Annotated in this window: 11 protein-coding genes; 3 read left to right on the top strand and 8 right to left on the bottom strand. The window is 56.8% G+C overall.

What is annotated here, in order from left to right; all coding sequences use genetic code 11:
• Nucleotides 1-543: a hypothetical protein gene (locus tag SH139x_RS25710; protein ID WP_488352599.1), complete on the bottom strand. Its 543-nt coding sequence runs from the start codon at nucleotides 541-543 to the stop codon at nucleotides 1-3.
• Nucleotides 544-832: 289 nt separating this feature from the next.
• The gene (locus SH139x_RS25715; protein ID WP_488352600.1) at nucleotides 833-1,864 is read right to left on the bottom strand and encodes a WD40 repeat domain-containing protein; all 1,032 of its coding nucleotides are present in this window, start codon (nucleotides 1,862-1,864) and stop codon (nucleotides 833-835) included.
• A gap of 164 nt (nucleotides 1,865-2,028) precedes the next feature.
• Here SH139x_RS25715 and cysC point away from each other — a divergent pair, with 164 nt between their 5' ends.
• Complete coding sequence (cysC, locus tag SH139x_RS25720; RefSeq protein WP_488352601.1) at nucleotides 2,029-2,712, top strand: adenylyl-sulfate kinase; 684 nt, start codon at nucleotides 2,029-2,031, stop codon at nucleotides 2,710-2,712.
• Nucleotides 2,713-2,728: 16 nt separating this feature from the next.
• Here the strand turns inward: cysC and tyrS are convergent, their stop codons facing one another.
• Nucleotides 2,729-4,003: a tyrosine--tRNA ligase gene (gene tyrS / locus SH139x_RS25725; RefSeq protein ID WP_488352602.1), complete on the bottom strand. Its 1,275-nt coding sequence runs from the start codon at nucleotides 4,001-4,003 to the stop codon at nucleotides 2,729-2,731.
• Nucleotides 4,004-4,299: 296 nt separating this feature from the next.
• On the opposite strand from tyrS, the gene SH139x_RS25730 reads away from it, so the two are divergent.
• Both SH139x_RS25730 and SH139x_RS25735 read left to right on the top strand, forming a co-directional pair.
• Nucleotides 4,300-6,393, top strand: a complete 2,094-nt coding sequence (locus SH139x_RS25730) for a serine/threonine-protein kinase (protein ID WP_488352603.1) — start codon at nucleotides 4,300-4,302, stop codon at nucleotides 6,391-6,393.
• A gap of 134 nt (nucleotides 6,394-6,527) precedes the next feature.
• Nucleotides 6,528-7,499, top strand: a complete 972-nt coding sequence (locus SH139x_RS25735) for a diguanylate cyclase (RefSeq protein ID WP_488352604.1) — start codon at nucleotides 6,528-6,530, stop codon at nucleotides 7,497-7,499.
• Between the two features lie 29 nt (nucleotides 7,500-7,528).
• Here SH139x_RS25735 and SH139x_RS25740 read toward each other — a convergent pair whose 3' ends face one another.
• From SH139x_RS25740 to SH139x_RS25760, 5 genes are all read right to left on the bottom strand, one after another.
• Nucleotides 7,529-8,770, bottom strand: a complete 1,242-nt coding sequence (locus tag SH139x_RS25740; protein WP_488352605.1) for a Glu/Leu/Phe/Val family dehydrogenase — start codon at nucleotides 8,768-8,770, stop codon at nucleotides 7,529-7,531.
• A gap of 50 nt (nucleotides 8,771-8,820) precedes the next feature.
• On the bottom strand, nucleotides 8,821-9,660 hold the full coding sequence (locus SH139x_RS25745) for an SDR family NAD(P)-dependent oxidoreductase (protein WP_488352606.1): 840 nt from the start codon (nucleotides 9,658-9,660) through the stop codon (nucleotides 8,821-8,823).
• Nucleotides 9,632-11,479, bottom strand: a complete 1,848-nt coding sequence (locus SH139x_RS25750) for an ATP-binding cassette domain-containing protein (RefSeq protein WP_488352607.1) — start codon at nucleotides 11,477-11,479, stop codon at nucleotides 9,632-9,634. The genes SH139x_RS25745 and SH139x_RS25750 overlap by 29 nt, the downstream gene beginning before the upstream one ends.
• A 4-nt stretch (nucleotides 11,480-11,483) precedes the next feature.
• Nucleotides 11,484-13,214, bottom strand: coding sequence for an ABC transporter permease (locus SH139x_RS25755; RefSeq protein ID WP_488352608.1), 1,731 nt, complete (start codon nucleotides 13,212-13,214; stop codon nucleotides 11,484-11,486).
• Between the two features lie 125 nt (nucleotides 13,215-13,339).
• A complete protein-coding gene (locus SH139x_RS25760) occupies nucleotides 13,340-15,088 on the bottom strand; it encodes a SpoIIE family protein phosphatase (RefSeq protein ID WP_488352609.1) in 1,749 nt (582 codons plus the stop codon).
• Nucleotides 15,089-15,122 lie beyond the last annotated feature (34 nt).

A 15,122-nucleotide genomic window follows, 5' to 3' on the forward strand; every position in this document is an offset into this window, starting at 1 on the left:
TCAGGCCGGGGGCTCGTGAGGATCAGCGGATTCCGCATTCTGAGAATTTGAATTTGAAGAATTCGCCGGAGCGACTTCAGCATATTGTTCGAGTGCGCGGATCAAACGGTCCAGTTGGTTGGCAGCCATGGGTAATTCAGTTTCGGCTTGCTGCTGCACTGCGGAGGCAGCCGCAAGCAGGGGATCAGCCGCACGAAGCAATTCAGTATGCCAGCGTTTGCAGAGCTGTAATTTTTCTTCACAAAGCTGTAAGCGATGCCGAATCTTGGCCACTCGCTGCTCGAGCTCAGTCGCCACCGGCTTGTCACGTCCTCCCACCGTGGCTTTCATGGAGGCGAGCGTATCCTCGGTTTCTTTCAACCGTTGGGATGCCAACTTTTGCTCGTAACGCCAATACTGAGGCGCCTCGCTGCTGACCCACTGTATCGCCCGTTGGGCTTCGCCTCGCAAGTCGAACGAAATTTCGGTCAAACGATTTGTCAATTTGGAAACCGCGAAGTTCAAATCGCGAATCACGGTGATGGAACGGACGTTGCCTTGCATGACGCTGTCGGCCTCGTTGGTTGTTTGGGCTCGATGAAACCCCGGGAAGGAAAATCGGACAGGGCAAGCATCGAACCTTTTAAATTTTCATCGCTGCCTTTATTCATCGCGATCTCGCACGAAGCGAAAGTCGACATCGAATGGCTGCACGGCAATTCAAACATCGTACATTATAGAAGCTACCTGTCACGTTTGCTCAAACTTCACCGTAACAAAACAATGTCCGTGGCCAACAGCGACGTTCACGAACAATTCCTGCTTTGGTCACTGGAAATTCATCTTAAATTTTCTAGTTCCCCGAATTCTCTGCCCACTCAGTCACCCGCCGCACCTGACCGTTGGCGACACCTACCAACAGCGAGCCATCGGGTGCCAAAGCGAGTGCCGTGATCCAGTCGTTGGCGACTGCTTTGCGTTGCACAATCACGGCTCGATCGGGATCGATTTCCAACACTTCCCCAGCGTCGGTGCCAACCCACAAGAGGTCACCGGCGTCGTTCCAGCAGAGGCAAGTCGGTGCTTGATCGGGCAACCTAAGAAACCGCACCAAGCGGCCAATCGTTGGTTGCCAAAAACGAATCGTGCGGTCCCAACCGGCCGAAGCGATCATCGGTAAACCAACCTGACCAGGGCGTTTCCCGATGGCTGTGATGGCTGCCGTGTGGTTGTTCAACGTCCGCACTAGCCCTCCGTCCCCGGCGCGCCAAATGCGAATGGTTTGATCCAATCCACCGCTGGCGATCAGTTGCTGATCGACCCAAGCAATTGCCGTCACACCAGCCGAATGTCCAGCAAAGCGAGTCAAACGCTCTCCCTCAGCCCCCGCCACCAACGCTTCGCCATCCAAACAGGCGACAGCCCAGGCCGCAGCCTGGGGTGACCAAGCAAGATCGCTCACCGTGTCCAACAAAGACTCCGCGGCCGACCAACGTTGCCAACCACCTGGTGACAACGTTCCCGCCGCAGCAGGCAACGGATGATGGCCAAGCCAACCCGCTGCGGCTGGTCGCCCACCTCCCAACACCAATCTGTCAGGCAAAACCCGCAACACGGAAATCGCCCCCGCACTCTCATCCGCATCAACACTGCCAGCATCGACACTGCCAGCAAAGGGGCTGCCAGCCTCAGCGACGGGTTGCAAACTGGGCCAAGCGAGCCGCCGAAGTCCCGCCTGAGAGCCCACCCAAATGCTGGAATCTTCCGCCACGGCCAGAGCCGTGATCGGTGGTTCCCAGGCAATCACGCCGCCCGGCAGCAAACAGATTTGGCAGATCAACAGCGTGCCAACCAACAGCCACGATCTGCCAAACAGCCAGTCCATTAAAGTTCTCATAAAGCCCGTTGTTGAGCTGGGAGACGGCGAACGTAGAAACGACGAAAAGCTAAACAGGGGAGCACGACGCTGGCCACCCCAACTGCTATTTTATTGACAGACGAAGACATGTGATCAAAAATTTTTCTTTACCATCCTTGCTCGGAAAGATCGTGAACGCTTCTGAAAAACCTCATGTCGTGTGGCACGAGCAACAAATCAGCCGTGAACAACGGGAATCGAATCTCGGACAACGAGGTTGCGTGGTATGGTTCACCGGGCTCAGCGGGTGTGGCAAGAGCACCGTCGCCAATGCGGTTGACGCGTTGCTGCATGCCGCCGGAGCGGCCACCTGTTTACTTGACGGGGACAATATTCGCCACGGCCTGTGTGCCGGGCCAGATCGTTTGCTCGACGAGCACGGAGCCGAGTTTGCCCAACGTTTCGGCTTGGGCTTTGGCGCAGTCGATCGCGAAGAAAACATCCGTCGCATCGGGGCGGTTGCCGAGTTATTCGCGGCGGTCGGCGTGATCACCCTGACCGCCTTCGTCAGTCCCTATCGACGGGATCGCCACCGCGTGCGCCAGTGCCTGGAAGCAGCGGGACGCCCCGGAGATTTCATCGAAGTCTTCATGGACACGCCGCTGGAGGAATGCGAACGTCGCGACCCGAAGGGGCTTTACAAGCAAGCTCGGGCCGGAAAAATCAAAAACTTTACCGGCATCAGCGATCCCTATGAACCACCTATCGAACCCCAATTGCACCTGGACGGATCGCTGGGAAAATCTCCTGACGCGTACGCCGCCGAGGTGATCGACTATCTTGCGCGGCAAGGTATTTTCCCGCTGGCAAAATGAGCGACCGGCGGCTGTCTCACTGGAAGCGCAGCAAGGCGTATTTCTTTTTGCCCCGCCTGAGCACGATCATCGATTCGCTAGCCAAATCGGCTGCGGTCAGCTGGCGTTCGTTGTCGGTAACTCGCCGGTTATTCACGTACGCGCCCCCTTCCTTGATCGTCCGCCGGGCCTCGCCGTTGGAGGTTGTCAACCCAGCCTTGCAAAGCGCCTCGATGACGCTCAGGCCGTCGCCCGACAGTTGATCGCGTGACAAAACGGAACTGGGGACGTCAGCAAAGATCTCACCCAGCTGAGCATCTTCCATTTGATCAATCTCACCACCAAAAAAGATTTCCGTGGCGCGCATCGCGGTGGCCACTCCTGCTTCGCCATGGACCAACTCGGTCATCCACTGCGCGAGCCGTTTCTGAGCGGTGCGGGCCGCGGCGTTCGTGGTGCTCTCAGCAGCCAATGCTTCGCGTTCCGCCAACTCAATCTCGGTGAGAAAGTTAATACAACGCATCACGTCGCTGTCGCTGACGTTGATCCAGTATTGATAGAAAGCGTAAGGGCTGGTCCGCTCGGCCGACAGCCAAATTGCCCCCTGTTCGGTCTTTCCCATCTTGCGACCATCGCTGGTGGTCAACAACGGCGCCGTCAACCCAAACAACTGGCTACCGAGCATCCGCCGCCCCAGGTCAATCCCGGCCGTAATGTTCCCCCACTGGTCACTGCCACCGGCTTGAATCCGACAGCCATGCTCGCGAGCCAAATGCACAAAGTCATATGCCTGCAGCAACATGTAACTGAACTCGGTGTAGCTCAAGCCGGCCTCGCTTTCCAAGCGGGAGCGCACCGATTCCTTGCCGAGCATCAAACCGATGGGAAAATTCTTGCCCACGTCCCGCAGAAATTGCAGGTAGGAAAAACCTTGCATCCAGTCCAAATTGTTCAGCAGCGTGGCCGCGTTGGGACCGCTAAAGTCGAGGAACCGTCGCATCTGGTTGGCGACACCGTTAACGTTTTGCTCCAACTGTTCTTGCGACAACAAATTACGCTCTTCGCTCTTGCCACTGGGGTCGCCAATCATCCCCGTCGCGCCCCCGACCAAAGCAATTGGCCGATGCCCGGCACGTTGAAAACGACGCAACATCATCAGTTGCATCAACGAACCGACATGCAAGCTATCAGCCGTGGGGTCGAATCCGATGTACACCGTTTGCTGACCGGAGGCTAATAACTGCCCTAAACCGGCTTCATCAGTCGCTTGGTGAATGAGGCCTCGCGATCGCAAATCTTCCAGCAATTCCATCCCGCTTACCGCACCTACAAAGGGTTAAAACTCGTCCCATCTCTGACAACTGTTTTGCCATATCTGACACCTATTTTGGTTGCTCAGGTTAGCCGATCGCCCGCCCAGGGCCAAGCTGGGACCCCCGGCGAATCCTCCCGGTCGTTACCTTCCCGATTACCCCTCCATTTCCTCACCCCGTATCTCGGGTTCTCCTCGGTTTTCTGCAATCCATTCAGCTAAGCGCGAGAAAGGCCTGCTTTAACGAGCTACTTTTGAGAAAACACGCCGGCTCCCATCTTCATTTGAAGCTACGTATGATCGTGCCCCAACAAGCCGAGCCCGCACAAGCTGAAACGTTGGCACTGGGCGGCCATCCCAAAGCGAAACCGCGGACTTCCGACGCTTTCCAGCAAGTCACACATGAACAGCGATATCAGTTTGTCGAAGAACTGGGCCGGGGCGGCTGGGGCGTGGTCGAACGGGCACTCGACCAACAACTGGGCCGCGAGGTCGCGGTCAAACGCATTCGTGAGACGACACAAGTCGGCCCAGAAACTTTGCAACAATTTCTGCATGAAGCCAAGATTACCAGCCAACTGCAACACCCGGGCGTTGTCCCCGTTCACGAGTTGGAGGACGCCGCCGAGGGCGAACCGTACTATGTGATGAAGTTGCTTGAGGGTGGAACTTTTCGAGACCAAATCCGCCAACAGCACGCTTCCTTGCCAGCCGGCACCAAGCCCCCACGGGCAATCGATTTGCAACGTGCAATCACGCCCCTCCTCGATCGCTTTGTCAATGTCTGTCACGCGGTCGGCTACGCCCACTCGCGAGGCATCATCCATCGCGATCTCAAACCAGCCAACGTGATGGTCGGAGAGTTCGGTGAGACCATCGTGCTCGACTGGGGACTGGCTCAAGAGCTCCCCCCCCTTGACTACAATGATGCAGCCACCGCAAACGATGCGCCAACCTCCGATCAACCGCCCCGGTCGCCAGGAATATTCGCTGCGATTTGTGGCACCCCCGCTTACATGGCTCCCGAACAGGCGGCCGGTCGGCATGACGTGATTGACCATCGCGCCGACATCTTTGCCTTAGGAGTGATGCTCTACGAAATCATCGCCGGTCGTCACACGCACCAATCATTCTCGACACAAGAAATCCTGCAACGCGCTCGCAACGGAATTCACACGCCACTCTCCCAAACTCAACCTACGGCCCCCAAACCGTTAGCCGCCATCGTGGCAACCGCGATGGCAACCGAGCCAGCGGCACGCTATAGCTCGGCTCTGCATATGGCCGCCGATGTGCGGGCCTTCATCAGCGGGGAGCACGTTTCGGTGCACCGCGAATCATGGCTTGATCGCACCACTCGCTGGGTGCGACACCATCGCGCGTTGAGCGTCTGTTTGGCCAGTTGTGTATTCATTTTGCTCTTTGCCTCCATGATATTTAGCGGCTTGATCCACCAAGCCCACGGTCGCGAGCGGACTGCCCGACAAGCCGCTCAAGCCGCTCATGCCGAAGCGGTCACCCGTTTGTCCGAAGCTCGCCAAGTGACCGATTCCTGGTTGGCCGACTTGAGTGGCTATTGGAATCCCCATCACGCCCTGCAGCCTATTCAACTCGACTTGCTGAAGCGGGCGATCACTGACTATAAGAAATTGATTGCCAACCCCGCGGCAACAACTGGCGATTATCTCTCGGCTGATGACAACTTACTTCCACTCGAAGCGTACCAACGGGCAATGTGTTTGCTGAGGTTGGGGGATCTGTATCGCCTTACCGATCAACCGAGCGAAGCTGGCCGGTATTACCAAGCCAGCGAAAATCTACTCACCCAACTGGCTTCACAAAACGTCACCAAACTCGCTCCCGCTCGGGTACGCTTAGCACAAATCGAGCTGTTCATCGGTCGCTGGCTGCTGGCTGACGACGCCAACAAAGTCGCCCCTGCGGTCCAACATCGCGAGTGGTTGCAGCGGCAATTTCTGCAAGCACAAACGAAACCACAAATGCCAAACCGCCAGTTCGCCTTTCGCGTCGCGGCCACTGCGGTGCGTCTGGAGCTAGCGATTTTAGCTCATCGATCCAGCCGCGCTGCTGGCCAAACGGAACTGCAGACGATGATCGAACAAGCCCGCTGGCTCGTGGTTCATAAAGGACACTGGAGTGACCAGCAACTCAGCCAGATCGCCCAGACCAAAGTCGCTGCCTGGTATCAACAACAAGGCCAAACTCAACGAGCAATCGAGCAGTGGTCTCAACTGATCACTGATTTGGAAAGCTGGCTGCGAGATGGAGAACAGCGCCCCGAACAAATTCAAGCGTTGGAAAACGCTCGCCTCGAACTGGCTAAACTGGCGCCCGACCAGGCCCCTGAACAATCACTACATTCCCGATGATCATTAGAAACAGCTATTAAGTCGCGTGTTTTTCCCGCATTCAGTCTCAGGCGTGACCGATTCGCCACAATGCGAATCCCATCCTTGAGGCGAGCGAACCCTGTTCTCGAATACTTGCAAGTACTGAAACCGCGATGACTCCCGACATGCTATCAATCAGTGAGACCAGCGTTAATTTCTCGAAGCTCAGCTCTCCCCTTGCCGAGGTCGAATCAGAGATCGACGCGACGGTCAAACAAGCAGCCAATGCACCACTCGACGAAAACACCAATAACCAGTCGTGTTTGGTGCAAATCTATCCTCCCGACATCGTCGATGGGATGGTGTTGATTGAGCAAGCAGTCTTGCAACTGGGTCGCGACATTCAGGTCGACATGGTGTTGGCGGATGCCAGCGTCTCCCGGCATCACGCGGAGATCTGCAAAACCGAGAATGGCTACAAAATCCGCGATCTGGACAGCACCAACGGCACGCTGGTCAACGGCCATCCAGTCCGCGAACAATTGTTAAACTCGGGCGACACGATTCGCATCGGCAGTTTTCTATTTCGCTTTCTCTCGGCCGGCAGCATTGAATCGCAATACCACGAAACCGTCTACGGTGCGCTCACGCGGGACGCCCTCACCGGCACTTTTAACAAACGTTATTTGCTCGACGCGATGAATCGCGAATTATCCCGGGCCATGCGGCAACAAGCTCCGTTGTCGTTGATGATGTTAGACATTGATCACTTTAAACAGACCAATGACACCCACGGCCACTTGGCCGGAGATGAAGTACTGAGAGAGTTCGCCACCAGGATCATGTCAGCGCTGCGCGAAGATGACATGCTGGCCAGGTTTGGCGGGGAAGAGTTCTGCATCTTGCTCTGCGGCACGGATCAGAGCGAAGCCTTGGAGATCGCCGAGCGCTGTCGCCTGGCCTTGGTCACCCAGCCGTTTGCAACGTCGGTCGGGCCGCTGGCCATCTCGGCCAGTTTCGGAGTGGCCTGCCTCGATCACGCCTTGGAACCGTCCGCCGTCGAACTGATCGAACAAGCCGATCAATTGTTATATCGAGCCAAAGAGTCGGGGCGCAACCGCGTCTGCGGCCCCCAAACCCACTGAGCAAGCTGGCCATTGAGCAAGCTGGCAAACTAGTGCATACCGGCTAATTCGGCCGAACGTCGCACCCTGGTGATGGCGATCATAAAGGCGGCCGTGCGAAGCGAGACCTCTTTCTGTTGCGCGAGTTGCCAGACATGCTCAAAAGCGTCGTTCATCGTGCGATCTAGCTCCTGGCGAACACGGTCGAGACTCCAACGATAGTGTTGGCGGTTCTGCACCCATTCAAAATAGCTGACCGTGACACCTCCGGCGTTAGCCAAAATATCAGGCAGCACGACCACGCCCCGTTCTTCCAGCTTCAAATCGGCTTCGGGCCAGATCGGTCCATTAGCGGCTTCGATGATCACTTTAGCCTGAATGGAATCAACGTTATCAGCGCGAATCACTCCGCCCAAAGCGGCCGGAATCAAGACATCGACATCTTCCAGGTTGAGCAAGGCGTTGGTAGGCAAGATTTCAGCATGCGAGTAACCTTCGAGCAAGCCTCGCGAGTGATGCAGCTTATGCCGAAACATATCCTGAATATTCAAACCGGCCGGATCATAATAAGTGCCGGTCACGTCACTGATTGCCACGATCGGAAACTGGGCTTCATGCAAAAATTTGGCCGCGTGCGAACCGACGTTGCCAAAGCCTTGAATCGCGACGCGAGTTTCTTCCGGCTTGCGTGCCAAGCGTTTGCATAGCTTCACGGTCAGCAAACCAACGCCACGCCCCGTTGCCTCCTCGCGCCCTTTGGCGCCGTATTCCTCAACCGGCTTGCCGGTAATCACGGCCGGATGAAAACCGTGATATTTCTCCCATTGATTGCGAAACCAGCCCATCACCCGATAATCGGTTCCCATGTCGGGAGCCGGGATATCGGTATCGGGTCCGACGATATCATGGATTTGGTCGACGAACGCGCGGGTCAAGCGTTCCATCTCTTTTTCGCTGAGTGAATTCGGGTCCACCCCAATGCCACCCTTGGCACCACCGTAGGGCAAATCAACGACCGCGGTTTTCCAAGTCATCAAGCTGGCCAACGCGCGGACTTCGTCGAGGTCGACTTCGGGATGATAGCGGAGGCCACCCTTCATCGGCCCGCGACTGTTGTCATGCTGCACACGAAAGCCGATAAAGTTGGCCAACTCACCATTGTCTAACTCAATGGTGACGCGAACTTGCACCTCGCGGCGAGCCATCAGCAGCATGTCTCGCATGTTAGTGGGCAAATCCATCTGCTCGGCTGCTCGATCAAAGAACGCTTGAGTTGCTTCAAAGGCTCGCATTACAGGGTGTTCCAGCAGGCGTGAGAGAAAAGGAGGGGGGATCGTACTTTTCAGTAGTCAAGTGAAGCGCCACCGTCAACTTCGATTCCTTGCCCCGTAATAAAACTTGCGTCATCGGAGGCTAAAAAGAGACAGACGCGGCCAACCTCAACCGGCTCGGCCATTCTACCGATTGGTTGCAGGGCGGCGATACGTTGCAGCGCGGCGGCCGGGTCGGGAAGGGTGGCTGCCCAACTTTGCATCAAGGGAGTATTCACGTTACCGGGGAGCACCGCGTTGACGCGCACTCCGGAGGCCGCGCCCTCAAGCGCCAGCGATTTGGTCAGACTCAGCTGAGCTCCTTTGCTGGCCGAATAGGCCACCGAATTCCGTTGCCCAAGGACCGCCGTCATCGAACTCATGTTGACGATCGTACCGCCGGTTTTCTTCAAATGCGGCAGGGCCGTTCTGGAGGCGACAAAGGTGCTGATAAAGTTGATCTGTAAGACTTCCTGCAGATCGTCGTTGCTGGTTGCTTCGATGGGCGTGTCGGGTGGGTGAATGCCAGCGTTATTGATCAGACAATCGAGCCGCCCCCAACGCGCAGCAGCCTGTTCGATCGCGTGTTGCAAACGATCGCTGGCGGCCACATCACAAACGATCAAATGAACCGACTGGCTGCGACGTTGGTTAAGTTCAGCCACCAGGGCTTCGGCCGTGGCCTGATCTCGATCGATGATGACCACCGCCGCGCCCGCTTCAAAAAACACTTCCACACAGCCGCGACCGATACCAGCGGCACCCCCGGTGATCGCCACAACGCGACCGGCAAACCGCTGATCGACCGCTGAGCTTTCCAGCTGGCTTTGCGGAGCTGAATGACTAGCTGACGATGTTTCGCTTGAGGACATTGTTCCGGTAGGGATTGAAGAGCACGTAATTGAGATGCCGATAAAGGTCGCTTTCAGCAAGCAACTTTTCATGCTTACCTTCGCCGGCCAAGCTACCGCCGTTAAGCAAAATTACACGATCGGATCTGCGAAGGGTTTGCAAACGTTGCGGCAACACAATCACCATCGCACCTTCGGAGGCTAGCTCGCAAAGGGCATCGATAGCAGGATCATCCGCCAAGGTGCTGGGCTGGGTGGGCGGCTCTTGCACAATGATCACAGCGGGACGACGAATCCAAGCCCGCGCGGTGGCGATCCCATATCGGGTGGCTTCATCAATTCGCTGATCGTCAGCCGAGATCAAGGTGGAAAATCCATCAGGCAGAGATTGCAAACGATCGTAAACTCCCACCCGGCGGGCCGCATCGGAGACCGCTCCAGTGTCAGGCATGGTTTCCGCAAAACGAAAATTGTCGCTGATTGTGCCCGACCAGATCGGCCCATTTTGACCAATCCACAAAACATGCTTTGAGAGCCAAGCCTGATGCAACTCGCCAACCAACACGCCACCAATTTTTACCGTGCCAGCTTGAGGAGTTCCAAAACCCATTAACAATTCGACCAGGGCACCCAAGGCAACCGGCTCGGTGCCCATCAAAGCGACCACGGTGCCTGGCTCCAAACGCAAGGAAAGCCGATCGAGCAACGTTCGCCCCAGCCCGTCAAGCATTGTCACGTTGGCCAGCTCAACTGAATGCCGCTGGTCGGATAGGCCAACTCGCGGACTGTTGGTTCCACCATTACCGCGATCAACAAAGTGATAGACCGCTTCACACGCTTCGTGAAACTCCTGCACGCCACTCCAGCTGCGAATAATCCGCGTGGCACCAACCACGGCACCGATCAAAGCAAATGTCAACACCAGAGCGGCTGGTAGATTCAATGGTGAATCTTCAACCAGCATGTTCGCCCCCAACGCGACCAACAACAGGGCCACAAACAAAATCGCCACGGCGGTCACGATGGGAACCAAGCGTGCGCGGGCTTGATCACGCACCTGGGTGGCCTCGAGTAACTGGCCCAACGGTCCACCTGATTCATCCTCCGGCGCGTCGTCCCCACGGACCCGAGACACCACCGGTACCGTCTGCACCGACTCCACCAAACGCTGGCGAATCGTAGTTAAGTCATACCGGGCAAATCGCAAGTCGGCCCCGGCGGCCAGCCAACGATATAGCAACCACACCATCAACCCACTGATCAACGCCAACAGGGTCAGCCAAACGTCCACGGCAACCGCCAAAGCGGTGCAGAGAATGGTCAGCACAAGACTGCGAGGAATCGCCCGCCACCGCGCCACCAGGCCCCGCTGGACTTGAGGCAAATCGTGGTCGATCAATCTGCCAGTGCGATTCCGCTGGGCGGTAATCCCCTCGGCTTCGGCGACGCGAATACTGGTCGCCAACACTTGCTCATGCAACTGCTTTACGATTAAGCGGCTACGGCGATGCAGTCCGCGATAGAACAGCCACAATGCCAACGACTGGAGCAACGCCACGGCCACGCCACAAGCTACCAGCCAAATCAATTGCCGGACTGGTGGTTCGTCCAGCAAGAATGCCGGCACGGGAAAGTACAGAAATCTCCCTAGAGGCAACCACAACTCGCTGAGGCCGCCATCTTCGAGTAACTTGGCGACCGCTCCAAGCACGACAATCAAACAGGGGACCAACAAGGCGGCGAGTATGGCGACCAAATACCATCCCCACCATTCCGCGGCCCCCGCGGCTCGTAAGACTCGCTTATGGGCCGGTAAAACAGGTGGGGATGCTGAACTCATGCGGTCATGCCAAATCACGATCCTCGAACAGTAACAATGCCAACATCAACGCCATGATACCGAAGCAGACTAGATAATTGAACGCGCCTGCCAAATAGATCGGTGGAATCGGATTCCCCACATCCACGGCCGCCTGGACATTGAAGGCATTCAAATTGGGAACCACCACGGCAATCAATTTGCCCACAAAACCAACCAACTCCGTGTTCCCCGCCGACGACTGTACGAGCAACGCGGTCAGGTTCCCGATGACGTAAACGGTGAAACAAATGACGAAATTAGCCAACATCGCCAACCGCGTCGCCAAGGCCACGCCAATCGCGGCGATCGCCATCGTCTCCATGAAATACAGTGCCAAGCCGGGAACAACCGAGACCATTTCCATGTGGGCAATCTGCCAAGCAGGTTGCTCACCTGAATTTTCCCGAGCTTCAAAGATTGGCTTGTAGGAGGTGACCGTCATTAGCAGGAAACCAAGGATCAAGAACAGCACCAATATGCTGAGCATAATCCCCGTGTATTTTCCAAGCAAAAAAGACCTCCGTGAGACTGGCTTGCTGAGCACCGTCAAAGCGGTACGTCCTTCAATTTCCTCCGACACGCTGGTACCGGCCGACCAAACTGCTTGGAACAAGCCCAAGATCATGATCAACGTCATGCCACTGTCTTTCAACACCTTGATATCTTCGCCGAGGGTATGAAACGGCAAGATCATCAGCAGCACGATGGCGACAGCGCCCAAAGCCAACAGCACCAAATACAGAGGCTGGGCCATTTCGCTCTTCGCCGTGGCCATCGAGATCGCCGAAACCCGCGGCGCGGCCTGCCTAAAGGCAATCGTGCCGAGCACGAATATCAGCACTGAAAAACCGGTCGTCACAATCGTGGCGACTTCGGGCACGACCGGTTCACTGACAATGCGAAACACAACGTTCGCATCATCGATCTCACGGTTCTGAATCCAAATCTCGTCGTTGGCGCTGGGAATCCTTGTCAGCGGAGTCAACACCATGTCGCCACGCTTCCATCGGAAGGGCGAGTCGGGTTCGATCCGCGTCGGTGGACGGCTGAAGTCACGCGGATCCTGAGCGTCACCAATGATGATCGTGCGATCGGTCTCGATCTCAAAGCTCTCCACGCCACCCCAGTCATAATCGATGACCGCTTGCATAAATGGAGCATCATCCGGGTCGTCGACCACGCTGCCAGGGACCGGCACCGGCGTGTCTCGTTGACCCGCGTCCAACCAGTTGTACTGCGGCAAACTGTTGAGCACCGCCTCGGTGTCGCGAGCCAGTGGAGTGAGCGCCAGACCAATGACCATCATCAACACGATCGTTCCCATCAGGTAGGCCATCACGCCTTCGCTGAAGATCGACCACAGTTCGGAGATCGAACGGCGCCACATGCCAAACACAATCCCCCAGCCGACAATGATCGAAAACGCGGCCACCGGCAACAGCATCAAAATTCGATACTCCGAATTTGTCTGCGGCAGAAATATCGCCAGCGTGCCGCCCATGACCAGCAAGGCAATTGCCGCCGCCGAAAAATTCGCCCGGCGACTGTTGTCAGCCAAGGTGCCCAAGCCGGGAATCCGGGAAAGAATCGCTAAAACCAGCAAAACCACGACGGAAACCGCCAGGCCAGCAGCGATACCCACTCCTAATATCCACAACGGAGTGACAAATGTGGGTAGCCAAGGGGTGGCCTGCAACGGCAGCATCGCGAGCATCGTCGATATACCTTCCGGCGACGGATTCGATCTAGTGAATGAGACAGCGTTGCTACGTCCCGACAAGCCCGATGGTTCTTCGCGGAGCCCGGTATTTTCACCGCCCCCCAAACCGGGGCTAGCGACTAACGGGCTTCAGTCGCAACGGCCTGCTTACCGTCCCCGGCACCGGCTACCGACAATGGTTCATCAGCCACTCGCTCAATCACAACCAAACAAATATCGTCATCGGCGGAGCGGCCGTCAAAGTGCCTCCGCAGGGACTGGATCATGCGTTCGGAAACCTCCTTGGCACCGCCCCCTTCAGCGACTCGGTTGCGGACGGTATCGGTGCCAAACTGTTCACCTGCCGCATTCATCGCTTCGTTCACCCCATCGGTGTACATCGCGACCACATCGCCCGGGTGCAACTGAATCGTCACAGCTTCGTAGCTGAGATCAGCCGCGATGGCGATCGGCATCCCCGATTCCTCGGCCCCCGGCTCTTCGATCGAACCATCCCCGCGGCGAATGATGGGTGGCATGTGCCCGGCGTTAACGATCGTCACGTTGTCATGCTGAGGATCAATCACCATCAACAGGAAAGTCACAAAACGCTCGACGTCAAGTCGACTCAAACGATCGTTGAGTCGTTCCACGGCGACCGCCGGATCGGGCTCGCTGGCCAGGCAAAACCGAGTCTCGGCAGATAGCTTTGCCATAAACATCGCCGCGGCCACACCATGGCCAACCACGTCGGCAACGACCACTCCCACGCGCCCATCAGGCAGATGAATGTAGTCGTAATAGTCGCCGCCGATATGATGAGCGGCCGCGTAGTAACTTTGAAAGCGGTAACCGGGCAGTTCGGGAGGTTGCTGAGGCAAAAAGGCGGCTTGCACGTTCATCGCCAATTTCAGGTCGTGCTCGACCTCCCGCTGCAGCAGCGCCTGCTCGTGCAACTGGGCATTATGAATCGCCACGCCGGCTTGCGTGGCAACAGCGGCTAACAACTCGGTGTCGCTGTTCTCGAACTTATTTCGCTGGTCGGTGGTGTCAATTTGCAACGCGCCGATCGATTGCGATTCGCCATCGAACAGGGGAGCGCAGATCATCGAACGGATGCGAAAATCGGCGATCGATTCGCTGGACTGAAACCGCGCGTCACTGCTAGCATCGAGCGATAAAATGGCCGCCCCCTCCGTCATCGCTTGGCGAATGATCGTCCGACTAATTCGCAACGTGGCACTCTCCTCTTGAGCCCTACGCGTTTTCACCCAACGGGGCACCAGTTCGCCATCATCACGCTGTAAAACGATAAACCCTCGGTCTGCCTGCGGAAAGATCGCAAACAAACCCTCGATCACTTTTGGCAACACCTCATCTAAACGCAACGCATTGCCCAATGTCTGGGTGATTTGCAACAGGGCCGACAACTTGGTTTCCACGCTGGCCGCCAAGTGCACGCCGCTGCCCGTCTTGCGAATCTCCACCTTCGACATCGTGTTGGATTCTTTCGACACAGGCTCGTCGACCAGCATGACCCCAAAACTCGAACCACCCACTTGCCAAGTCGAATCGGTGGCCAGTGGCGAGGACAGATTCTCCCCGTCGCGAAACTCCAGCTCCACGTCGCAAATCCGGATCCGATCGCCCTGCTGCAACGGTTGCGGCTGGTTGATCAATTGACCATTCAGAAAAGTCCCATTGCGGCTGCCCAAGTCCTCCAACCAATAAGCCGTGTCGCGATGTGAGATTTTGGCGTGGTGGCGACTGACAGCACCCACATCCACAACCACATCACAGTCCGGATGACGACCGAGTACGGTCGTCATTCCGGCGACCGGAAAGCGTTTCGAATTCGGATCGGAGTCCGGAATGATCAGATATGCCATGTCTGCGTGGAGAGTCCGGTTGACGACGCTGAAG

The organism is Kothea flammea (assembly GCF_052161645.1).
Lineage (GTDB): Bacteria > Planctomycetota > Planctomycetia > Pirellulales > Pirellulaceae > Laterigemmans.

Coding starts and splice junctions, on each gene's coding strand:
- SH139x_RS25745 (WP_488352606.1), bottom strand. CDS start 9,660: ATGTCCTCAAGCGAAACATCGTCAGCTAGTCATTCAGCTCCGCAAAGC.
- SH139x_RS25740 (WP_488352605.1), bottom strand. CDS start 8,770: ATGCGAGCCTTTGAAGCAACTCAAGCGTTCTTTGATCGAGCAGCCGAG.
- SH139x_RS25710 (WP_488352599.1), bottom strand. CDS start 543: ATGCAAGGCAACGTCCGTTCCATCACCGTGATTCGCGATTTGAACTTC.
- SH139x_RS25755 (WP_488352608.1), bottom strand. CDS start 13,214: ATGCTCGCGATGCTGCCGTTGCAGGCCACCCCTTGGCTACCCACATTT.
- SH139x_RS25760 (WP_488352609.1), bottom strand. CDS start 15,088: ATGGCATATCTGATCATTCCGGACTCCGATCCGAATTCGAAACGCTTT.
- tyrS (WP_488352602.1), bottom strand. CDS start 4,003: ATGGAATTGCTGGAAGATTTGCGATCGCGAGGCCTCATTCACCAAGCG.
- SH139x_RS25750 (WP_488352607.1), bottom strand. CDS start 11,479: ATGAGTTCAGCATCCCCACCTGTTTTACCGGCCCATAAGCGAGTCTTA.
- SH139x_RS25735 (WP_488352604.1), top strand. CDS start 6,528: ATGACTCCCGACATGCTATCAATCAGTGAGACCAGCGTTAATTTCTCG.
- SH139x_RS25730 (WP_488352603.1), top strand. CDS start 4,300: ATGATCGTGCCCCAACAAGCCGAGCCCGCACAAGCTGAAACGTTGGCA.
- SH139x_RS25715 (WP_488352600.1), bottom strand. CDS start 1,864: ATGGACTGGCTGTTTGGCAGATCGTGGCTGTTGGTTGGCACGCTGTTG.